Consider the following 21,846-nt stretch of genomic DNA (forward strand, 5'->3'; position numbering starts at 1 on the left):
TTATCGGTTAGTTGTACTTCGTTTATCCCATTTTATATCGCTTAATACACCGGATTTTATTCCGATGAAAAACCCCCAATTCGCATTGTCTCCAAATGGAGTCCAATTGAAATCCATTCTCCAACTTAACAAATCTCTTTCAAAACGCAATTGGGTAAATGTTACTCCTTTTTGTACAAAATCATAACCGGTGGATACTCCGGCTTTCCATTTTGGTGTTATATCAGCATTGGCAGAAATCATTACCGAGTTACCGATAATTTTCTTTTCTCTATTGTTATTTCCGTAAGTTAGGGAATAGGCAAATGTCATATCCCATGGTAATTTAGAACTGAAAAATTCTGAAATAACATCTTCGCCATCATCTTCAGAATCTCCAAATTGACTTTTACGATTATCACTTAAATCAGTATTTGTTCCAAATAAATCATCCTCACGACCACCATTTCTTTCGCTTTGTGTGTTTTTATCCTCCTTTTTGTCTTTCTCGCTATCTTTGCTTGAAAGAGAATAATTTAATGTCATATTAGCACTAGTCATACGGAACAAACTTCCGCCGTTGTCAATGTTAAACATATTGATTCTTTTTCCAGAATTGTCAATAGCATAAGGGTCTAATGTCGCTCCAAAATTAACATTCATCTTATTATTGAATAATTGGGTTCCACCACTAACTCTCACAGGTGACCAAGCCAGAGCGGTTACTCCATCTGCATCAAGATTATAACCTGTTGAAAGGTTTAAGTTATTCAATAACATTATTTTTTTAGGTTCAACTTTAGTACTGTCTTTATCAGTAACTTTTGCTTCAAAAGTATTGCTTAAATCAAAGCCTAAAGTATTTGAATTTGATATTCCGGGAGCACCAAAAATACCTCCTTCAAATCGAGAATATTGTTTAATCATCGTACCGCTTGCATCGGCAGCGTAAGTGTCATAATATTTCTCAAAACTAGGAGTGTAGCCATAGGAAACTGATGGACGCATGACGTGGCGGATAGATTTTATTTTTTTATCTTCTCCAAAATTAAATGTTCCATAAATAGTTGTTCCTACGCTAGAAGAAAAGGAATAAGTTCTATAAGCATCAAATCCTTTTACATTAGTATCAACCACTTTGCTTAAATCTGAATCATAACTTCTTTTGATTGTTTTGGTATACCAAACTTCTTTATAATTAAAAGAAGAAGAAGCGCTGAAGTATTTAAATATCTTAAAATTAGTACTTAACGGAATTGTATGTTGAAGTCCTATTTTTGCATCATCAAACATTTGAGGCTTAAAGAATAAGGAATCGTTTGTGGTGATGCTGTTTTTTCCGCTTAAATCGTATTGTAAATTTATATTCTTAAAGAAACCTTTTTTAACACCATCTTTCCCTACAAACGGATACACACGGTCAACACTAAATTGTAGCGTTGGCAACGTCATATTAATCTCTTCAGTCTGCGTGTTTTGAGAATGTGTGGCCGTCAATGAAAGTCTTGCCTGAGGAACAATTCTATTAAAAGTTTTGCTGTATGAGACCGAAGAACTTAAGGTATTATTTAAATTGGAACCAATATTATTCTGATTGATGGATTGTTTAAAGTATTTACTGCTTCCAAGATTCACCGATGCTGAAAAACTGGAATTAGGATTTGCTTTTGAATCTTTTTGGTGTGACCATTGAATGTTATAGATTCTTTGTTTCGAATAATCAGGATATCCTCTTTCACTGGAAATTAAGTTTTCAAATCGAATATTAACGTTTCCCCGATAATTATATCTTTTGGCATAATTAGATTCAAAACGCATTCCATAACTTCCGTTGGTGTAATAATCCCCCAAAACCGTTAAATCATAATTATCGCTTAAAGCAAAATAATAACCACCATTTTGCAATGAGAATCCTCTGGTATTAGAGTCATTATAACTTGGTAAAAGAATCCCGGAAACACTGGTTTCTTTACTCATTGGAAAAAATGCAAACGGCAGAGCAATAGGGGTTGGTACATCAGCGATAACCATATTGGTTAAACCAGTAACTACTTTTTTTCCAGGAATGAATTTTACTTTATTGGTTTGAAAATAATATTCGGGATTATCAATGTCTTTTGAAGTTGTAAATCTGGCGCCTTTCAGGAAATAAACAGAATCATTTTCTTTCTTGGTAACAGATGCTTTTATTTTAAATTCCCCTTGTTCTGATCTTGAATTCCAAATTAATGCTTTTTTAGTTTTGAAATTAAATCGGATAGAATCCGGTTCTACCACATTTGTGCCTTGTTTGAAATTTGGAAATTGAGTATATGCTCCTGTCGAATCTTTAATTCTGCCGGCATACACCTCATTTTTTTCATAATCCATAACTATAATACCTGATTTCAGTTCGATATCCTGATAGTACAATTCGGCTTTGTCATATAAAGTAATAAGTTTTTTCTTTTGGTCGATTTTAGCATAGTTTTCGGCTTTGTATTTTACTTTACCATCAAGAAATGCTTTTTTGGGTTTTATGCTGTCTTTTTTTATGGAATCAGCTTCCTTTTTGATAAGATCAGGAGTTTTTTGAATGGAATCAACTACAGTTTTACTGCTATCTATTTGTTTTCTAGCGGGTATAGTAGTTGTTTTTTTTGTTATATCTTGTGAATATAAATTACCGCATCCTAATGTTAGGAAAATTGATAATAAAACGATATTAAATAAGTTTGTACGCAAAGGTTTAAATACTATTTTTGTAAAATTATGGCTTGTTTTTTGACGTGTCAAACTTACATATAATTTTTTGTCAAAAATAGGCATTTATAAAATTTATAGCCCCAGTGTTTTAATTAAAATTAACTTTTAGATTTATGCATATTACAAACAAAATTAAAGTATACCTTACTTTATTTCTTACTATAGTCACTTTAGGCATCAACGCACAATCTAATGTATTCAAAGTCACTTTGGATGCCGGTCATGGAGCACATGATTTTGGAGCAGTCTATAGTGGACGTGTTGAAAAAAATATAGCATTAGCTGTTGTTTTAAAAGTGGGGAAGCTTTTAGAAGCAAATCCTAAAATTGATGTGATTTACACCCGAAAAACAGATGTATTTATTGATTTAATCGAAAGAGCGAATATTGCCAACAGAGCAGATGCTAATATTTTTGTCTCAATTCATTGTAATGCAAATAAAAATACGGTTGCCGATGGGACTGAAACCTATGTAATGGGTATGAATAAAATTGCTTCAAATTTAGAAGCGGCCAAAAAAGAGAACTCCGTTATTACATTGGAAAAAGACTACAAACAAAAATATGAAGGTTTCGACCCTAATTCTCCCGAAACCATGATCGGGATGACTTTGATGCAAGAGGAATATTTAGACAATAGTATTTCATTAGCCAGTAAAGTGGAAGAATCTTTCGGTGCTTTAGGAAAAAAATTAAGACACGGAGGGGTAAAACAGGCGCCTTTTATGGTGTTGCATAAAGCATATATGCCAAGAGTATTGGTTGAAATGGGATTTATATCGAATCCGGTTGAAGGAGATAAATTGAATTCAGAAGAAGGACAAAACGAAATAGCCAGAGCCATTGCAGATGCTATTATTAGTTATAAAAACGAGTATTTTGGTAGTGGAGAAGCGGAAACACCCGATGTCAGACCTTCACAAAAAATTATTGAGAAACCAATCAAAGATACTTCAACTCCTGTAAAACCTAAAGTAATTATAAATTCTTCGGAACTTAAAAAAACAGAACTCAAAAAAAATGCTTCCGATGTTATTTATAAAGTACAACTTTCTGCAAGTGTAAAAAAGTTGGCTTTAGAACCTAAAAATTTTAAAGGATTAAATTCGATATCTATGTCTTATGACAATAAGGTTTACAAGTATATGTATGGTGAAACATCCGATTATGATGAAGCTCAAAAACAAATGCAGGAAGCCAGAAATAAAGGATTTAATTCCGCTTTTTTAATTGCATTCAGAAACGGTGAAAAAATCAGTATCCAAGAAGCAATTAAATAATACCCCCAAGTTCAATTATTTTATATTAATTTTGTAAAAAATACTCACATTTTGAAAATATCAAGAGAAATCAAAACCGCCATATTAGTCATTGCTTCTATTTTATTGTTTATTTGGGGCTATAGTTTTTTAAAAGGAAAAGACCTTTTTACAGATTACAAAACATTTTATGTAGAATATGATAACGTAGAAGGACTGGCTACTTCAGCGTCTGTTACTTTAAACGGACTGGTTATTGGTAAAGTAAACAGTATTACCATAAATGAAACTACAGGAAAATTATTAGTGGAGTTACAGTTAAAAACTGATTTTCCAATTTCTAAAACCAGCGTAGCGGCTATTTACGAGCCTGGTTTTATCGGAGGGAAACAAATTGCGATTCACCCTGATTTCAATAATAAAGTTTTGGCAGTTGATGGCCAGAAATTACAAGGAAACGTAAAGTTAGGATTAACTTCTTCTTTAAGTGAAAAGTTGGTTCCTATTCAGGAAAAGTTAGAAAAAGTAATGAGTAATGCTGATAGTTTATTGTCAGGATTAAATAATATTTTGGATAAAAAAGCGCAAGAAGACTTGAAACTGACTTTGTCTGAATTGAGTAAAACAATGGTTCAATTTAATAAAGCTTCTGTTAGTGCAAATTCAATTTTAGATGACAATAAAGCGCAAATAAAAGGAGTTGTAACCAACTTTAATAAAGTGTCAAGTGATTTTTCTAAAATTTCCGATTCATTGAACAAGGCCGATTTAGGAAAAACAGTTAAAAATCTCAATAAAACATTAGCCAAAGTAGATGGTATGATGGGGGATTTAGAATCCGGTAAAGGCACAGCAGGTAAATTATTGAAAGATGAAGCTTTGTATGCCAATTTGAAATCAACTACTAAAGAATTAGAATTATTGTTACAAGACGTAAGACTTTATCCAACACGATATGTAAATGTTTCTCTTTTTGGAAAGAAAAATAAACCTTATGTTGGTCCGATAAACGATTCTATTTCTAAAGCTAAAAATTAGCAATCATGAGCTATTTAGACAACATTTTATTTGCAATCCTACTAATTATTGGTTTTGGTTATTTTTATAACAGCGTCAAAAAGATTATTAGAAACATAAATCTGGGTACAGCAATAAATCGCAAAGACAATCCTAATGCCCGTTGGAAAAACATGGCAATGATCGCTTTGGGACAATCTAAAATGGTCAAAAGGCCCATAGCAGGAGTACTACACATTATAGTTTATGTGGGTTTTGTAATCATCAATATTGAATTACTGGAAATAATAATTGATGGACTCTTTGGTACGCACCGAGTTTTTTCTTTTTTAGGAATTACATATGATGTTTTGATTGCTTCTTTCGAAATATTGGCGCTGTTGGTTTTAGTGGCAGTAACTATTTTTTGGATTAGAAGAAATAGTATAAAACTCAAACGATTCATAAGTTCAGATTTGAACGGATATCCAAAAAAAGATGCCAATTATATCTTATATTTTGAAGTTGTTTTAATGACCTTGTTTTTGTTGATGAATGCTTCCGACTTGCATTTGCAAAATGTTCCTGGAGGTTTTTCTCATTTTGTAAAAGCAGGAGCTTTTCCGGTAAGTCAGTTTATAGAACCTATTTTTAATGGTGTTTCAAATGAGTTGGTTATGCTTCTTTCAGAAATATTCTGGTGGTTGCATATTGTTGGGATATTGCTTTTTATGAACTATTTGTATTTTTCAAAACACTTACACATATTGTTGGCTTTCCCCAATACTTATTTTGCAAATCTAAATCCTCAAGGACAATTTGATAATTTAGAATCAGTGACAAACGAAGTCAAAATGATGATGGATCCTAATGCTGATCCTTTTGCGGCAGCACCGGCAACAGAAACCGAAGTGCCAGCTAAATTTGGCGCCAGTGATGTTCAGGATTTAAATTGGGTACAATTATTAAACGCTTATACCTGTACCGAATGTGGCCGTTGTACTTCCTCATGTCCCGCTAATTTAACAGGCAAAAAACTGTCTCCTCGAAAAATCATGATGGATACCAGAGACAGACTCGAAGAAGTAGGTAAAAACATAGACGCTAATAAAGGTGTTTTTGTTCCCGATAACAAATCATTATTAAACGATTATATCACCGCCGAAGAGCTTTGGGCTTGTACATCCTGCAATGCTTGCGTAGAGGAATGTCCGGTAAGTATCAGTCCGCTTTCCATAATTATGGATATGAGACGCTATTTGGTAATGGAACAAAGTGCCGCACCAATGCCTATAAATGCTATGATGACCAATATTGAAAACAATGGAGCACCATGGCAATACAATCAGCAAGACCGATTAAATTGGAAAAACGAATAAAATAATTTGGGCGTGACCCTCCGTAAAAACTACGGGTCGGGCTATCCGTTCCCGCTTTTTTTGTAAGGCGAAAAAAGCCTCACAAAAAAGAGCTCCACTTCTATCCCTCACGCACACCGCAAATAAGAGCAAAGAAGGAGCATATAAAACTAAATCGAATAACAGATAAAAAGGATACAATGTCAGAAGTTTTAGTAGTACCAACAATGGCCGAAATGCTGGCCCAAGGAAAACAACCAGAAGTCTTGTTTTGGGTAGGTTGTGCAGGAAGTTTTGATGATAGAGCAAAGAAAATTACAAAGGCATTTGTACGCATATTAAATCGCACAAACGTTTCTTTTGCAGTACTTGGTACAGAGGAAAGTTGTACAGGTGATCCCGCTAAAAGAGCAGGAAATGAATTTTTATTTCAAATGCAGGCTATGACTAATATTGAAGTCATGAATGCCTATGAAATAAAAAAAATTGTTACAGCTTGCCCACATTGTTTTAATACATTAAAAAATGAATATCCTGAATTAGGCGGTAAATATGAAGTTGTTCACCATACTGAATTTCTAAAATCATTATTAGATGATGGAAGATTAACCATTGAAGGTGGTCAATTCAAAGGAAAACGAATCACTTTTCATGATCCATGTTATTTAGGCAGAGCCAATAATGTCTATGAAGCACCCAGAGATTTAATCCAAAAATTAGATGCTGAACTTGTAGAAATGAAACGTTCCCGTGCTAATGGATTGTGTTGTGGTGCCGGTGGAGCTCAGATGTTTAAAGATTCTGAACCAGGAAACAAAGAAATCAACATCGAAAGAACAGAAGATGCATTAGAAACCAAACCACATATTATTGCGGCAGGTTGTCCTTTTTGTAACACTATGATGACCGATGGAATTAAAAATAAAGAAAAAGAAGGCGAAGTAAAAGTGATGGATATAGCCGAACTTATCTCTAATGCACAAGATTTGTAAGTGTTAAACAGTACAAATCAAAAATAGTTAATTAGAATTCTAAAATATAAAATCATGTACGTTCCATTTGAAAATTTACCAGAAGAATCCAAAATTTGGATTTATCAATCAAACAGAAAATTTTCTGATGAAGAATTTGCTGAAATAGAGACCGCTTTGCAATCCTTCCTTGAAAGTTGGGCAGCACACGGTACCAGTTTAGAATCTTCCTATCAGCTAAAATACAATAGATTTATTATATTGGCTGTTAATCAGGATGTTCAGGCTGCAACAGGTTGTTCCATTGATTCCTCAGTAGAATTCATACAAAGCTTAGAAAAAAAATACAGCGTTGATTTGTTGGATAAAATGAATGTAACGTTCAAGTTGGGCGAACATATCGCTCACAAACCATTGATTGATTTCAAAAAAATGGTAAAAGATAAAGCGGTTACAGAAAACACAATCGTCTTTAATAATTTGGTTAACAACATCGAAGAATTTAACGAATCATGGGAAGTCCCGGCTGCAGACAGCTGGCATAGTCGTTTTTTCTAAAATATAAAATTGAATGAAAATTTTCTGTATCAGAATTGGTTTTTTCTTTGCCTTATTGTTTTTGGTTACTAATTGCGGAAGTGCTAAGAAAAGTATTGTAACACTCCCTTTTGAAAGACCCGCTATTTCTTTAGACGAAGAAATCTATGTTCCACACCTTAAATCGGAAAGAAAGAATTTTTTCAAAGATTCTGATGCCGAAATAAAGTGGGTTGACAGCATTTATAGTCAATTGACTTTAGAAGAAAAAATTGGCCAACTTTTTATGGTTGCCGCTTATTCTAATAAAGATACTACACATGTTAATGCAATCGATAAATTAGTTCGAGAGAATAAAATTGGTGGCGTTATATTTTTTCAAGGCGGGCCATTACGTCAAGCCCGTTTAACCAATCGCTACCAATCCCAATCAAAAATCCCTTTATTTGTAGGTATTGATGCAGAATGGGGACTAAGTATGAGACTCGATTCTACCTATCGGTATCCTTGGAACATGACTCTTGGCGCTATTCAGGATTTAAAACTGATAGAAAAAGTAGGCGAAAAAATGGGGAAAGAAAGTAAACGTATGGGAATACAGTTCAATTTTGCACCTGTTTTAGATATCAATACCAATCCTAAAAACCCAATTATAGGGAATCGTTCCTTTGGAGAAAACAAAGTGAATGTGACTGAAAAAGCGATTGCTTTGATGACTGGAATTCAGAATCAAGGTATTTTTGCTACCGGAAAACATTTTCCCGGACATGGTGATACTGCAACAGATTCACATACGAGTTTGCCAACAGTTAGCTTTTCTCGTGAACGCCTTGATATGGTTGAGTTGTATCCCTACAAAAGAATGTTCGATGAAGGATTAGTTTCGGTAATGGTCGCACATTTGAATGTTCCGAGTTTAGAATTACGTCAAAATTATCCAACATCAGTTTCGTTCAATGTAGTCACTAATTTGCTTCAAAGAGATTTAGAATTTGACGGTTTAATTTTTACCGATGCTCTAAATATGAAAGGTGTAAGTAGTTTCAAAAAGCCCGGAGATATAGATTTAGAAGCTTTCTTGGCAGGAAATGATATTTTACTTTTTGCAGAGAATGTTCCTTTGGCGATTGAAAAAATTTCTAAAGCGTATCAAGACAGCCTTATTTCGGAGGAACGAATTGCTTTTTCTGTAAAGAAGATTTTGCGTTATAAATTTAAAGCGGGTTTAAATAATTACAAGCCAATAGTAATTCCCAATTTATATACCGATATCAATCCTGTCGAAAATGATGCATTGCAATACCAATTGTTTGAAAATGCAACCACGGTTTTAAAAAATAAAAATGAAATCTTACCAATAAAAGAGTTAGCAAATAACAAAATTGCCTATGTGAAATTAGGCGATGATACAAATAGTTCTTTTGTTACAACCTTAAAAAAATATACAGAAGTCACTGAAGTATCAGACACCAATATTGACAGTCTCAATGTTAAATTAAAAGAATTTAATACAGTAATTATTGGATTTCATAAATCAGATAAGGCTTGGAAAAGTCATGATTTTACCGAAAACGAATTACTTTGGTTACAAGAAATAGCTAAAAAGAACAATGTCATTCTCGATGTTTTTGCAAAACCATATTCGCTATTGCCTATTACCAATTTTGAGGAAATAGAAAGTGTAATCGTTTCGTACCAAAATAATGCGATTGCTCAAGAAGTTGCTGCGGAGCTGATTTTTGGAGCTATTGATGCGAAAGGTAAATTGCCGGTTTCAATCAATCAGAATTTTAAAGTAAATGAAGGATTGACTACCGAAAAAATAAATCGGTTAGGATTTACAGCTCCTGAAAATGTGGGGATGAGTACGGCAAAACTAGCCCAAATTGATGTTTTAGCCCAAAAAGCAATATCAGGCAAAATGGCGCCCGGAATTCAGGTTTTGGTCGCGAGGAAAGGAAAAGTAATTTACCAGAAATCTTTTGGATACCAAACCTATGAACCTATCATGAAAATAGATAATTCAACTATTTATGACGTGGCTTCATTGACAAAAATTCTGTCTACTTTGCCTAATGTCATGCAACAATACGATCAGAAAAAAATCAATATGGAAACTACATTGGGAACCATGTTGCCTATTTTTAATAATACAGACAAACAAAATATCCATTTCAAGGAACTGTTATCGCATTATGCAGGACTTGTGGCTTGGATTCCTTTTTATAAAGGAACGCTAAATAGTGCTTCAAGACCTTTAGAAAAATATTATAGAAAAATACCAAGTGAGCAGTTTTCTAAACAAGTAGCCGATAGTCTTTTTATCAGAAACGATTATCATGACACTATTATGAAAATGATTGTTGACAGTAAATTATCGCTTAAAAAAGAATACAAATACAGTGATTTTACCTTTATGATTCTTAAGGATTATTTAGAAAAAACAACAGGTAAAAAGATAGATTTATTGAGTTTTGAAAACTTTTTTAAGCCTCTGGGAGCCAATAAAACCATGTATAATCCATTGCAAAAGACCAATAAAACTGACATTCCTCCAACAGAAATTGATACGTATTTTCGTCATCAGACGATTCAGGGGTATGTTCATGATATGGCAGCAGCTATGGAAGGCGGAATTGCAGGACATGCCGGTATTTTTTCGAATGCTATGGATGTGGCTAAAATAATGCAGATGTATCTTCAAAAAGGAAATTATGGAAATCATACCTATTTTTCAGAGCAAACATTTAATGATTTTAATACCTGCTATTTTTGTCCTGAAGGAAATAGGAGGGGAATTGGGTTTGATAAACCACAATTAGGAATTGAAGGTCCAACATGTGGTTGTGCTTCAATGACTAGTTTTGGACACACTGGTTTCACAGGGACGATGGCTTGGGCTGATCCGGATAACGAGATTGTTTATGTGTTTTTATCCAATAGAACTTTTCCAAACGACGCTAAGAACACATTATCTAAAGAGAATATCCGAGAAGATATCCAGAAAGTGATTTATGAAGCAATTGTCAAATAAAACCTCAAATTATTACTGTTAAATCGGAATTCAATCATAAGATTTAACGTAATTTTTCTAAAAATGCATTTCTATTTTCAGTAAATTCGTATCCTTAAAATATTTAAATGAAAATAGCAATAGTTTGTTATCCTACCTTTGGCGGAAGTGGCGTTGTAGCTACAGAGTTAGGTCTTGAATTGGCTCGACGCGGACATGAAATTCACTTTATAACCTATAGTCAGCCCGTACGTTTAGCATTATTAAATCCAAATGTACATTACCACGAGGTGAATGTTCCTGAATATCCTTTATTTCATTATCAGCCCTATGAATTGGCGTTATCCAGCAAATTGGTTGATATGGTTAAACTATATAAAATCGAATTGCTTCATGTGCATTATGCTATTCCACATGCATATGCAGGATATATGGCAAAGCAAATGCTGAAAGATGAAGGAATCAATATTCCGATGGTAACGACGCTTCACGGAACCGATATCACCCTGGTTGGGAATCATCCTTTTTACAAACCTGCGGTAACATTCAGCATCAACAAGTCTGACTTTGTGACTTCGGTTTCCCAAAGTTTAAAAGAAGATACTCTTAAATTGTTCAATATTAAAAATGAAATTCAGGTTATTCCTAATTTTATTGAATTAGAAAAAGAGGAAAAAGATCTTCATAAGCCTTGTCAGCGTTCGGTTATGGCAAATGAAAATGAACGTATTATAACACACATCAGTAATTTTAGAAAAGTAAAACGAATTCCGGATGTTATCAAAATATTTTATAACATTCAAAAAGAAATTCCAGCTAAATTAATGATGGTGGGTGATGGTCCTGAAAAAGAAAAAGCAGAATATTTATGTCAGGAATTAGGGATATTAGACAAAGTGATTTTCTTTGGTAACAGTAATGAAATTGATAAAATATTAGGATTAACAGATTTATTTCTGTTACCATCTGAAACAGAAAGTTTTGGTTTGGCTGCTCTTGAAGCTATGGCTTGTGGCGTTCCTGTGATTTCGAGTAATTCAGGAGGTTTACCGGAAGTGAATTTTGATGGAATTTCAGGATATTTAAGTGATGTAGGAAATACGGATGAAATGGCTCAGAATGCACTAAAGATTCTAAAAGAAGATGCTGTTCTTTCAAAATTTAAATCGAATGCCTTAGTTGTTGCTCAAAAATTTGATATAAAAAACATTCTGCCTTTGTATGAAGAATTATATCATAAAGCAATAAACAAATTTGTATAATTACTCTTTAAATAATTAAAAATGAAGAAAGGACTTTTATTCGGATTGAGTTTAATTTTGTTCTCATGTGGTGTTTCCTCTACCAAAAATTCGGAGAAATTACCTTTGTTTGAAGTTCTGACACAACAATCGGATGGTGGTGCCAGTATTCGTTTTTTTGAAATTCTGACAGAACCTAATGAAGTGAAAATGTTAGAAAATGATGCCAGTTTAAAGAATAAAATAAAGCCGACAGATATTGAGCATTCCAATTTTATTGTTTTAAATATGGGAGAAAAAACATCCGGCGGCTATACAATAGGAATTGAAAGTGCTTTAGAAACTGATAAAAATATCATTGTAACCATAAAAGAAACAATACCTGAATCCGGAAGTATGGTAACTCAAGCTTTTACAAATCCTTTTTGTGTGGTCAGAATAAATTCTAAAAAAGAAATCATCATAAAATAAAAAATCCCGTCATAATCAATATGACGGGATTTTTTATTGTTTTCAATTTAATTAGAACTGAAATTTAACTGCTAACGCAATATCTGATCCGTAGTGATTGTCGTAATAATCACTTCCGCCAATTTCTGGTCTGAAATCCAAAGAAATCAATAAAGGAATATCAAAATTGTACTCAATACCAATATCTCCGGCTGCAAAAGCAAAAGTTTCATTATTGTAGTTTGAATTGTCATAATAATCTCTATTATAAGTACCTAAACCACCACCTATACCAGCGTACCAGTTGAATCCACCGTCAATATTCCAAACCCATTGGTATAAACCAGTTAATTTGATAGCATTGTCATCGAAATCATTATTGTTGTAGTTATTTCTATTTCTCCAACCTAAATCTAATTCAAGACGATTGTCATTAGATAGAGCTCTTTGGTATGATATTTCAGTACCAAAACCGCCACTGTCACCAAAACGAAGACCTAAAGCATTTTTTGAAATTGTTTGTGCTTGTGCTGTAAATGCTAATCCAATTAACATAAAAGCTGATAAAATAATTTTTTTCATAAAGGGGTTTTTTTTATTACTGCAAACTTAGAACTATTGTAAACGTAAAAATTATACAATAATTGGAAAAAGTTATATAATTCACACTTATATGATTTCTAAAAAAGGTTTTATTTGTGTTTTTTATTTTTAAGTCATTGTAAAATAATTGTTTAATTCGTTGTGCTTTTGTGGTTTAAAAAGTAAACCTTTTAATAAAAAGATCAGAATTTACTACTTGGTTGCAAAGTTCTTTGTCTTGACTTCCATAAGTTTCAAGTGCGCATCTGTAAGGATAACCAATTCAAATTATTTTTTTTTCAATGTAATTTAATTTCAAGTTTTACAAATTAATAGCATTATTGTTAATTGAAATTAAACTATAAGTTAAGGAATTGACGGAAATAGTGCTAAATAGTGAATAATGATGAAAAGTTTATCTTGAAATTTCGGTTTAAACTTTTGAACTTTAAACTAAAATGGTACTTTTGTTCAAAACAAATCACAATGGCAGGAAATAGCTACGGAACACTATTTAGAATAACTACTTTTGGCGAATCTCACGGAGAAGCATTAGGCGGAATAATTGATGGCTGTCCATCAGGAATAACTTTAGATTTAGAAGCTATTCAACAAGAAATGTCAAGAAGAAAACCAGGACAATCCGCTATCGTTACGCAACGAAAAGAACCAGATGATGTACAATTTTTATCTGGAATTTTTGAAGGAAAAACGACAGGAACTCCAATTGGTTTCATCATACCCAATACCAATCAAAAATCAGACGATTACTCTCATATCAAAGATAATTACAGACCGAGTCATGCTGATTATGTTTATGAAAAAAAATATGGCGTTCGCGATTATCGTGGCGGTGGACGCAGTTCTGCCAGAGAAACTGCCAGTAGAGTAGTTGCCGGAGCAGTTGCAAAGCAAATGTTACCGGATATTAAAATAAACGCCTACGTTTCCTCGGTTGGACCTATTTATTTAGAAAAACCATACCAAGAATTAGATTTTTCTAAAACCGAAAGTAATCCTGTTCGTTGTCCGGATGAAGAATCTGCTGCAATAATGGAAGATTATATTCGTGATATTCGTAAACAAGGTGATACTGTAGGAGGAACCGTAACATGTGTAATTCAAAACGTACCAATTGGCTTGGGAGAACCTGTTTTTGATAAATTACATGCTGAACTTGGTAAAGCAATGCTTTCAATAAATGCCGTAAAAGGATTTGAATTCGGAAGTGGATTTTGTGGATCTAAGATGAAAGGAAGTGAACATAATGATTTGTACAATCCTGATGGAACGACAAAAACAAACCTTTCAGGCGGAATTCAAGGCGGAATCAGTAATGGAATGGATATTTATTTTCGTGTGGCTTTCAAGCCTGTGGCAACAATTATGCAAAAACAAGAATCATTAGATAACCAAGGAAATATCACCGAGATGACCGGAAAAGGGCGTCATGATCCATGTGTAGTTCCACGTGCAGTTCCTATTGTAGAAGCCATGGCAGCTATAGTTTTAGCTGATTTCTATTTGATAAACAAGACCTATGTCTAATTTTTACGAACTATTTCTGTAGCGTAATGCAAATTAAGTTCACGCAACTTCTTTTAAAAACAGAAACTAAGGAACTAATCACGGTTAAAACAAAATCACCAATATAATGACGCAAGCAGAAACAAAAAAACAATCTTTTTTCTCAGGCTTAACAGGACAAATTTTGGTAGCAATGCTTCTTGGAGCTGTCTTAGGAATTATTATTCATAATTCTGTTGGGACAGAAGTTGCACAATCTTTTAGTTCTAAAATAAAAATGCTGGCTACCGTTTTTATACGATTGGTTCAAATGATTATTTCGCCTTTAGTATTTACTACACTTGTTGTTGGTATTGCTAAATTAGGAGACATAAAGGCAGTAGGAAGAATTGGCGGTAAAGCATTAGGATGGTTTTTTACAGCATCATTTATATCCTTATTATTAGGAATGTTTTTCGTGAATTTATTAGAACCTGGAGTTGGTCTTAATTTATCTAACGTTGATTTGACCACAGCATCTGAGGTAACTGCCAAAACACAAAGCTTGTCTTTTGAAAATTTCATTGAGCACATTGTTCCCAAAAGTATTGTAGAAGCAATGGCTACCAATGAAATTTTACAAATTGTAATATTTTCTATTTTCTTTGGTTTGGCTGCGGCTTCCTTAGGCGATTATGTAAAACCAGTAATAAATGCCTTAGATAAAACATCACATATTGTTCTTAAAATGGTAAACTATGTAATGAAGTTTGCTCCAATTGGTGTTTTTGGTGCTATTGCAGGCGTTTTTGCAGTTAGAGATTTTCAAGAATTGGCGATAACATATTTCAAATTCTTTGGTTCTTTTTTAATCGGAATTTCATCACTTTGGGTATTTTTAATACTTGTAGGTTATATTTTTCTGAAAAGTAGAATGACCGTATTGCTCAAAAGAATTGTTAGCCCGTTGATTATTGCTTTTGGAACAACAAGCAGTGAAGCAGTTTTTCCAAAACTTACGGAAGAATTAGAACGTTTTGGAATTAAAGACAGAATAGTTTCTTTTATGTTGCCGTTGGGATATTCTTTCAATTTAGATGGAAGTATGATGTACATGACTTTTGCAAGTATTTTTATAGCACAAGCGTATGGAATTCATTTAGATATGGGAACGCAGATGACCATGCTTTTAGTTTTAATGCTCACCAGTAAAGGAATTGCCGGAGTACCAAGAGCCAGTTTAGTTGTTGTAGCTGCAACCTGTGGTATGTTTGATATTCCTATTGAAGGTATTGCTTTGATTTTGCCAATCGATCATTTTTGTGATATGTTTCGCAGTGCAACAAATGTTTTAGGAAACGCTTTAGCAACATCAGTTGTGGGGCAATGGGAAGGTGATGATGAGATTGAAACCGCAGTAAAATAGTCTGTCAAAAATAATATTCTATAAAAAAAAGAAGCCTCATTATGAGGCTTCTTTTTTATTTATTACATTACCCTAAACTCTATATAAAGAGAGTTTCATTATCTTGTGAATACATTAAAAACAGTAATGAATTTTGTAATTTTGTTCCTGATAAATTATTAAATGTTGCTATTTCAAATCTAGGACTAATCAATTGATTTCTCATTTGATATTCTTCATTTTGGTTTTTTTGGGAATCTTTTAGCGACTGTATTGGTTTTGGGAAATTTTTTGACGTATTCATAAGATTGGTTTTTTGACGTTATTTTAAATGCCTTTTATTTTTGAGAAATAATCAAAGTCGAGTTGAAAATGAGCGATTCAAAATTAAAATCGTTAAACCATATGTTTAGTAGGGTTTAACGATTTTAATCGAAAATTAAATTGTTATAAATAATTTAATTTCACGATTTTCTATTTGATTGCTATTTTTTTAGTTGTTTTTCTTTTACCGCCTTCTTTTTTAGCGATATCTATATGAAGAATACCATCTTTATAATTGGCTTCAATTTTACTTTCATCAATATATTCAGGTAGAGAAAATGATCTGAAGAAAGATTGATAATTGAATTCTTTACGGATGTAGTTGTCTTTTTTTCTGGTTTCTTCTTTTTCTTCTTCTTTTTCAGAAGAGATAAGAAGGGTATTATTGTCAATTTCAACTTTGAAATCTTCTTTTTTCATTCCAGGAGCTGCTAACTCAATTTTTAAGTGATCATCTGTTTCTTTTAAATTTACAGATGGCAAATTGCTTCCTATGGATGAAAAATTTCTATCTGTCCAATCAAAAACATCTTTTGTGAAAAGATCATCAAAAAAAGTGTTTACAGGTACTAACGGGAATAAGCCGTTTCTTTTAACTAATGTTTCCATAATTTTTAAATTAAATTGTTGATAATTAATTGTTTAACAAATTTAATTAAGTTGTTTGTTCATGGAGTCTGAATTAACATATAAATCGTTGTAAATAAGTATATTAACGATTAATAACGTTTTTGAAAACAGAAGCTAAAAGGAATTTCTTACACCCGATATTTAGAGCTAAAAGTTAGTTAATACCAACGCTTTTTATTTTGTTTTGATGCGTTTGATTTTCTTGATTTATGCGCACCGCCACTTCGGTTTGAATTGTTTTTTTGGGCAGGAGCGCCACCTTCAGGACTTCCGGAATGCCAAGGGTAAGGATGATCAATAACAGTTTTTACATCCACTTTTATGAGTTTTTGGATGTCTTTCCAATAGGCATGTTCGTCCTTGCTACAAAATGAAATAGCAATTCCGCCGTTTCCGGCACGACCGGTTCTCCCAATTCGATGCACATAAGTTTCCGGAATATTTGGTAAATCAAAGTTGATGACAAAAGGCAATTGATCAATATCAATTCCACGAGCCGCAATATCGGTAGCAACTAATACTCCAACTTCTTTGTTTTTGAAAGCATCTAAAACGCGTTGTCGGGCATTTTGTGATTTGTCACCATGAATAGCTTCGGCTGCGATATTATTTTTGCGTAATGCTTTTACAACATTATCAGCTCCGTGTTTGGTTCTTGAAAAGACTAAAACATCAGTCAGATTTTCATTTTTTATTAAATGATATAACAAATTTCTTTTTTCTGTTTTTTCAACAAAATAAAGGCGCTGTTCAACGTTTTCAGCAGTTGAGGATACTGGAGAAACGGTCACGGTTGCTGGATCACTTAAGAACATTTCTGCAAGTTCTCTGATAGCAATTGGCATTGTTGCAGAGAAAAAGAGTGTTTGTCTGTTTTTTGGTGTAAGCTTTACAATTTTTTTGACATCATTTACAAATCCCATGTCCAGCATTTGGTCTGCTTCGTCAAGAACTAATGTGTGTAAATGATCTAAATCTATAAAGCCTTGTTTGTGTAAATCTAACAATCTTCCCGGAGTTGCAATCAAGATGTCGACTCCGTTTCTTAAAGTGTCCACTTGAGGATTTTGTGAAACACCCCCAAAAATAGTCAATTGAGTTAGGTTGGTATATTTGCCATAAGTATCAAAACTTTGTCCAATTTGAACCGCTAATTCTCGGGTTGGAGTGACTACTAAGGCACGGATTTGTTTGGCTTTTTTTGAGGAACCTACAATTCGGTGTAATTGATGTATTATAGGAATAGCGAATGCGGCAGTTTTACCTGTTCCTGTTTGTGCGCAACCTATCAGATCTCTTCCGGCTAAAACGAGTGGAATTGATTGTTCTTGAATAGGGGTTGGACTGATATAGCCTTGTTCAAATACGGCTTTTTGGATACTTTTAGAAAGTGATAAATCTTCGAATAACATATTTTTGATATTAGATATCTTGTATTAGGTACACAGATAGTTTGGCAAAGATAGTATTATTATTTTTGATGGTTGATTATGTGAATTTTCTCTTTTTAATTAAAGACAATCCCTTGTAAAAGTGATCGGTTCTAAATTATTCGTGATTTGATTTTATGAAATCAGTTACTAAATGACCAATTAATTTCCCGATTAAGTGATTGTTTTTATCTTCACCTAAATCTGGTGCTCCCTCACAAATATGTAAATAAGTGGCGTTTTTATTTTTGGCAAAAAAGGATACAAATTGACGGAGTTCTTCTACCGAAAAGCCACTTAAAGTCATAGCACTACTGGCAATATTTGGAATAGCATCCAAATCTATTTCTATACCAAAAGGATCTGTATTGACAAATTCCATTGCTTGAACCATTTCCTGATGAAAGACTTTTTCTTTTCGAATGTTGATGCTGTCATAGGTTACATAACGCACTCGGTCTTCAATTTTTTTGAGGATATCCAACACGCTTTTTGAAGTGTAATTTTCGTGTAAGCCAAAGACAAAATATTTTTTTAAAAAACCTTCTTCATAAGCATATGAAAAACCGTTTCCGCTGTGACGACCTTCTAAAATTCTAAAATCAGAATGAGCATCAAAATTAATGGCGTTTATGGATTTTCCTTTGGCAAGAGCCGCACCTTTTATATTTCCGTAAGAATTATTATGGCCACCACCAATAACGATAGGTATTTTCCCCAGTTTTATAATATTAAAAATGATATGAGAAACATCTTTATCTATTTTTTCTACTAACTGACTCAATTTTGAACGATCATCGATATCATTAAAATCCAGATGTTCTACTTCTTTCATTTCTTGACAAACATTCAATTGTCCCAAAACAATGATTTGGCTTCCTTTACAAAAACGATTGTGTTGAATATTGGCAATCCCTTTTATGGCACTATCCCAAGCCGAAGCTGCTCCGGGTCTTCCAAAATTAGCTCTGATACCAATATCTTCCGGAATTCCGAGTAAAACATATTTTGCTTCACACGTTTTCAGGAATTCGATAGGATTAGTATCTTTTGGAACCGTTATCATTTTCTCTCCAAATTTTATTTCACCACTTCTATGGTTTGTAATTTTCGCAAGATCATTAATCGTAAACGGTATAAGCTTTTCCATAAAAAAATTTTTCCAAAAATAATATATTTGTGTCAAGTTACGTTACTACCTTATATTTATTATTAAATTTGTAAAAAAAAATTTAACCGATGGAAAATCAAAAAAGTAGTTCAAGTTTAAAAGCAGTCGTTGCCGTATTGGCAATTTTATTAGTGGGGAGTTTAGTATATATATTTAAAATGTCCTCTGATGCAGAAATCGTTCAAACTGAATTGAAATCTACAATGACTGAAAAAGAATCAGTTATGAAGGATTTGCAAGAGTTAAAAGCGACTTATGATGCAGCAATTGCAGAAAATACAACAATGTCTGAAGAGTTAATTCAAGAAAGAGACAAAGTTGTAAACTTAATGGATGATTTGAATAAATCAAAAGGAGATGTTGCTTCAATGGCAAAATATAAAACTCAATTTTTGGCGCTTCAAGGAAATATGAAAACCTTAATGGCTGAAAATGAAGGATTGAAAAAACAAAATACTACTTTAACTTCACAACGTGACAGTACAGTAGTGGTTTTGGGAGAATCTAAAAAATTCAATGAAGTATTAGTAGGACAAAATGAAGAATTAGCTAAAACTGTTGAGAAAGGTTCAAAATTGACTATTTTGAACACAAAAACTTCTGCATATAAATTGAGAAGTTCTGGAAAACAAGTTGAAACTGATAAAGCAAGCAGAGCTGATGTTCTTAAAATTAGCTTCACAATTGCTGAAAACCAAATTGCTAAATCTGGAGATAAAACATATTATGTTCAAGTAATTGACAGTAAAAACAATGTTTTAGGAGATAAGAAAACAGAAAATTTTGGAGATAAAATCCTTACTTACAGTTTTGCAAGTAATGTGAGATATGAAAACAAAACGGTTAATGTATCAGAAGATTTACCAGGTAAAGATTTTGCAAAAGGAACTTATTTTATCAATGTTTTTGATAAAGACGAATTGGTTTCTAAAACTAGTTTTACTTTGAAATAATATTTTTCAAAGACAGAATAAAAAAAGAGGAACTATAGTGGTTCCTCTTTTTTTATGTCAAAATTTTACCTTCAAGAAATACAGATTCAATTAGATTACTGCCAAAGGCATAAGGCAATTGATAATAAGAAGAAATAGGTTTTGTAATGCTGAAATTAGCTTTTTTGCCAATAGTAATACTTCCGTGACTATTTGAAATTCCCATGGCGTAAGCACCATTTATTGTAGCTGCATTTATGGCTTCATCGGGAGTCATTTTCATTTTGATACATGCGGTTGACACCACAAAATTCATATTTCCGGATGGAGTGGAACCAGGGTTATAGTCGGTTGCAAGGGTTAAAGGAAGTCCCGCTGCAATTATTTCCCGCGCCGGAGTATACGGAATACTCAGAAAGTAGGAGCAGGAAGGTAAAGCCACAGGCATTGTTTCTGTGTTTTTTAAAGCTTCAATATCTTCGGGTTTCATTATTTCTAGATGATCCACCGAAAGTGCTTTGTGTTTTATTCCAGCTTGAATTCCACCAATAGAATTGAATTGATTGACATGGATTTTTGGCTTTAAGCCAAAACGAATTCCGGCTTCCATAATCTGTTCGGTTTCTTCAACGGTGAAATAACCGGTTTCACAAAAAACATCTATGAAATCAGCCAAGTTATTTTTGGCAATTTCAGGAAGCATTTCAGTTATGATACAATCAATATATCCTTTTCTGTTTGTTGCAAATGCCGCAGGAATGGCATGAGCGCCAAGAAAAGTAGCTTTAATCGTTATAGGGTAGTTTTGTGATAATTTTTGAATAACGCGAAGCATTTTGAGCTCTCCGTCGATTGTTAAGCCATATCCGGATTTGATTTCGACAGCTCCGGTTCCTAAATGCATGATCTCTTCTAATCTGGTTTTAGATTGGTCGTAAAGATCTTCTTCAGATGTTTCGTTGAGTTTTTTTGCAGAATTTAGAATTCCACCACCACGATTGGCAATTTCTTCATAGGTCAAACCATTGATTCTATCTACAAATTCCTGTTCCCGATTGCCGGCATAAACAAGATGTGTATGACTGTCGCACCAAGTAGGTAAAATCATTTTTCCCGTTGCGTCAATCCTTTTGTCGGCATTGATTGTCGGTAGGTTTTTCATCATACCAAAATCAGCAATTAAATCATCTTCAATAATTAAAAATGCATTTTTAATCGTTGGGAGAACTGCCATTTCACTTCCCGAAACTTTCAAAATCGATGCGTCTCTAATTTGAATTAATTCCTTGATATTGATGATTAAGGTTATCATGATAA

18 protein-coding genes are annotated in these 21,846 nt (G+C 33.2%); 11 read left to right on the plus strand and 7 right to left on the minus strand.

The features are described 5' to 3' along the window. Complete coding sequence (locus O6P34_RS10455) at window positions 1–2,787, minus strand: putative LPS assembly protein LptD (RefSeq protein ID WP_269684451.1); 2,787 nt, start codon at window positions 2,785–2,787, stop codon at window positions 1–3. Between the two features lie 50 nt (window positions 2,788–2,837). On the opposite strand from O6P34_RS10455, the gene O6P34_RS10460 reads away from it, so the two are divergent. From O6P34_RS10460 to O6P34_RS10495, 8 genes are all read left to right on the plus strand, one after another. Next, window positions 2,838–4,004 carry an N-acetylmuramoyl-L-alanine amidase family protein gene (locus O6P34_RS10460; RefSeq protein ID WP_269684452.1) on the plus strand — a complete coding sequence of 389 codons (1,167 nt, stop codon included), beginning with the start codon at window positions 2,838–2,840 and terminating at the stop codon, window positions 4,002–4,004. Window positions 4,005–4,055: 51 nt separating this feature from the next. Next, window positions 4,056–5,021, plus strand: a complete 966-nt coding sequence (locus tag O6P34_RS10465) for an MlaD family protein (RefSeq protein WP_269684453.1) — start codon at window positions 4,056–4,058, stop codon at window positions 5,019–5,021. Window positions 5,022–5,026: 5 nt separating this feature from the next. Further along, complete coding sequence (locus O6P34_RS10470; protein ID WP_269684454.1) at window positions 5,027–6,358, plus strand: 4Fe-4S dicluster domain-containing protein; 1,332 nt, start codon at window positions 5,027–5,029, stop codon at window positions 6,356–6,358. A 179-nt stretch (window positions 6,359–6,537) separates the two neighbouring features. Beyond that, window positions 6,538–7,329 (plus strand): (Fe-S)-binding protein, encoded by a 792-nt coding sequence (locus O6P34_RS10475; RefSeq protein ID WP_269684455.1) that lies wholly within the window; start codon window positions 6,538–6,540, stop codon window positions 7,327–7,329. A 54-nt stretch (window positions 7,330–7,383) separates the two neighbouring features. Further along, window positions 7,384–7,866, plus strand: coding sequence for an ABC transporter ATPase (locus tag O6P34_RS10480; protein ID WP_269684456.1), 483 nt, complete (start codon window positions 7,384–7,386; stop codon window positions 7,864–7,866). A gap of 13 nt (window positions 7,867–7,879) precedes the next feature. After that, window positions 7,880–10,879 carry a serine hydrolase domain-containing protein gene (locus tag O6P34_RS10485; RefSeq protein WP_269684457.1) on the plus strand — a complete coding sequence of 1,000 codons (3,000 nt, stop codon included), beginning with the start codon at window positions 7,880–7,882 and terminating at the stop codon, window positions 10,877–10,879. A 107-nt stretch (window positions 10,880–10,986) separates the two neighbouring features. Then, window positions 10,987–12,120 carry an N-acetyl-alpha-D-glucosaminyl L-malate synthase BshA gene (gene bshA, locus O6P34_RS10490; protein WP_269684458.1) on the plus strand — a complete coding sequence of 378 codons (1,134 nt, stop codon included), beginning with the start codon at window positions 10,987–10,989 and terminating at the stop codon, window positions 12,118–12,120. A 21-nt stretch (window positions 12,121–12,141) separates the two neighbouring features. Beyond that, window positions 12,142–12,570, plus strand: coding sequence for a protease complex subunit PrcB family protein (locus O6P34_RS10495; protein WP_269684459.1), 429 nt, complete (start codon window positions 12,142–12,144; stop codon window positions 12,568–12,570). 51 nt (window positions 12,571–12,621) lie between these two features. Here O6P34_RS10495 and O6P34_RS10500 read toward each other — a convergent pair whose 3' ends face one another. Further along, window positions 12,622–13,131, minus strand: coding sequence for a hypothetical protein (locus tag O6P34_RS10500; protein ID WP_269684460.1), 510 nt, complete (start codon window positions 13,129–13,131; stop codon window positions 12,622–12,624). A gap of 486 nt (window positions 13,132–13,617) precedes the next feature. On the opposite strand from O6P34_RS10500, the gene aroC reads away from it, so the two are divergent. Together aroC and O6P34_RS10510 are read left to right on the plus strand one after the other, a co-directional pair. Beyond that, window positions 13,618–14,679: a chorismate synthase gene (gene aroC, locus O6P34_RS10505; protein WP_269684461.1), complete on the plus strand. Its 1,062-nt coding sequence runs from the start codon at window positions 13,618–13,620 to the stop codon at window positions 14,677–14,679. Window positions 14,680–14,785: 106 nt separating this feature from the next. Further along, on the plus strand, window positions 14,786–16,063 hold the full coding sequence (locus O6P34_RS10510; protein WP_269684462.1) for a dicarboxylate/amino acid:cation symporter: 1,278 nt from the start codon (window positions 14,786–14,788) through the stop codon (window positions 16,061–16,063). 79 nt (window positions 16,064–16,142) lie between these two features. On the opposite strand, the gene O6P34_RS10515 is transcribed toward O6P34_RS10510, so the two are convergent. The 4 genes from O6P34_RS10515 to O6P34_RS10530 all read right to left on the minus strand — a co-directional run bounded on the left by O6P34_RS10515 (window position 16,143) and on the right by O6P34_RS10530 (window position 19,576). After that, window positions 16,143–16,346, minus strand: a complete 204-nt coding sequence (locus O6P34_RS10515; RefSeq protein WP_269684463.1) for a hypothetical protein — start codon at window positions 16,344–16,346, stop codon at window positions 16,143–16,145. 170 nt (window positions 16,347–16,516) lie between these two features. Continuing rightward, a complete protein-coding gene (locus tag O6P34_RS10520) occupies window positions 16,517–16,975 on the minus strand; it encodes an Hsp20/alpha crystallin family protein (RefSeq protein WP_269684464.1) in 459 nt (152 codons plus the stop codon). Between the two features lie 179 nt (window positions 16,976–17,154). Next, window positions 17,155–18,408, minus strand: a complete 1,254-nt coding sequence (locus O6P34_RS10525; protein WP_269684465.1) for a DEAD/DEAH box helicase — start codon at window positions 18,406–18,408, stop codon at window positions 17,155–17,157. A 136-nt stretch (window positions 18,409–18,544) separates the two neighbouring features. After that, a complete protein-coding gene (locus O6P34_RS10530) occupies window positions 18,545–19,576 on the minus strand; it encodes a formimidoylglutamase (protein ID WP_269684466.1) in 1,032 nt (343 codons plus the stop codon). Between the two features lie 89 nt (window positions 19,577–19,665). On the opposite strand from O6P34_RS10530, the gene O6P34_RS10535 reads away from it, so the two are divergent. Continuing rightward, the gene (locus O6P34_RS10535; protein WP_269684467.1) at window positions 19,666–20,550 is read left to right on the plus strand and encodes a DUF8428 domain-containing protein; all 885 of its coding nucleotides are present in this window, start codon (window positions 19,666–19,668) and stop codon (window positions 20,548–20,550) included. Window positions 20,551–20,602: 52 nt separating this feature from the next. Here O6P34_RS10535 and hutI read toward each other — a convergent pair whose 3' ends face one another. Further along, entirely contained in the window at window positions 20,603–21,841 is a 1,239-nt protein-coding gene (hutI, locus tag O6P34_RS10540; protein ID WP_269684468.1) for an imidazolonepropionase, read from the minus strand. Between the last annotated feature and the right edge of the window lie 5 nt (window positions 21,842–21,846).

The organism is Flavobacterium lacustre, assembly GCF_027474525.2.
Taxonomy (GTDB): Bacteria; Bacteroidota; Bacteroidia; order Flavobacteriales; family Flavobacteriaceae; genus Flavobacterium; species Flavobacterium lacustre.

Bases quoted from the DNA above. Each gene is read 5' to 3' on its own strand.
- O6P34_RS10455 (WP_269684451.1), bottom strand. From the start codon at position 2,787: ATGCCTATTTTTGACAAAAAATTATATGTAAGTTTGACACGTCAAAAA.
- O6P34_RS10485 (WP_269684457.1), top strand. From the start codon at position 7,880: ATGAAAATTTTCTGTATCAGAATTGGTTTTTTCTTTGCCTTATTGTTT.
- O6P34_RS10500 (WP_269684460.1), bottom strand. From the start codon at position 13,131: ATGAAAAAAATTATTTTATCAGCTTTTATGTTAATTGGATTAGCATTT.
- bshA (WP_269684458.1), top strand. From the start codon at position 10,987: ATGAAAATAGCAATAGTTTGTTATCCTACCTTTGGCGGAAGTGGCGTT.
- O6P34_RS10520 (WP_269684464.1), bottom strand. From the start codon at position 16,975: ATGGAAACATTAGTTAAAAGAAACGGCTTATTCCCGTTAGTACCTGTA.
- O6P34_RS10510 (WP_269684462.1), top strand. From the start codon at position 14,786: ATGACGCAAGCAGAAACAAAAAAACAATCTTTTTTCTCAGGCTTAACA.
- O6P34_RS10460 (WP_269684452.1), top strand. From the start codon at position 2,838: ATGCATATTACAAACAAAATTAAAGTATACCTTACTTTATTTCTTACT.
- O6P34_RS10515 (WP_269684463.1), bottom strand. From the start codon at position 16,346: ATGAATACGTCAAAAAATTTCCCAAAACCAATACAGTCGCTAAAAGAT.
- O6P34_RS10535 (WP_269684467.1), top strand. From the start codon at position 19,666: ATGGAAAATCAAAAAAGTAGTTCAAGTTTAAAAGCAGTCGTTGCCGTA.
- O6P34_RS10475 (WP_269684455.1), top strand. From the start codon at position 6,538: ATGTCAGAAGTTTTAGTAGTACCAACAATGGCCGAAATGCTGGCCCAA.
- O6P34_RS10495 (WP_269684459.1), top strand. From the start codon at position 12,142: ATGAAGAAAGGACTTTTATTCGGATTGAGTTTAATTTTGTTCTCATGT.
- O6P34_RS10480 (WP_269684456.1), top strand. From the start codon at position 7,384: ATGTACGTTCCATTTGAAAATTTACCAGAAGAATCCAAAATTTGGATT.
- aroC (WP_269684461.1), top strand. From the start codon at position 13,618: ATGGCAGGAAATAGCTACGGAACACTATTTAGAATAACTACTTTTGGC.
- O6P34_RS10525 (WP_269684465.1), bottom strand. From the start codon at position 18,408: ATGTTATTCGAAGATTTATCACTTTCTAAAAGTATCCAAAAAGCCGTA.
- O6P34_RS10530 (WP_269684466.1), bottom strand. From the start codon at position 19,576: ATGGAAAAGCTTATACCGTTTACGATTAATGATCTTGCGAAAATTACA.
- O6P34_RS10470 (WP_269684454.1), top strand. From the start codon at position 5,027: ATGAGCTATTTAGACAACATTTTATTTGCAATCCTACTAATTATTGGT.
- hutI (WP_269684468.1), bottom strand. From the start codon at position 21,841: ATGATAACCTTAATCATCAATATCAAGGAATTAATTCAAATTAGAGAC.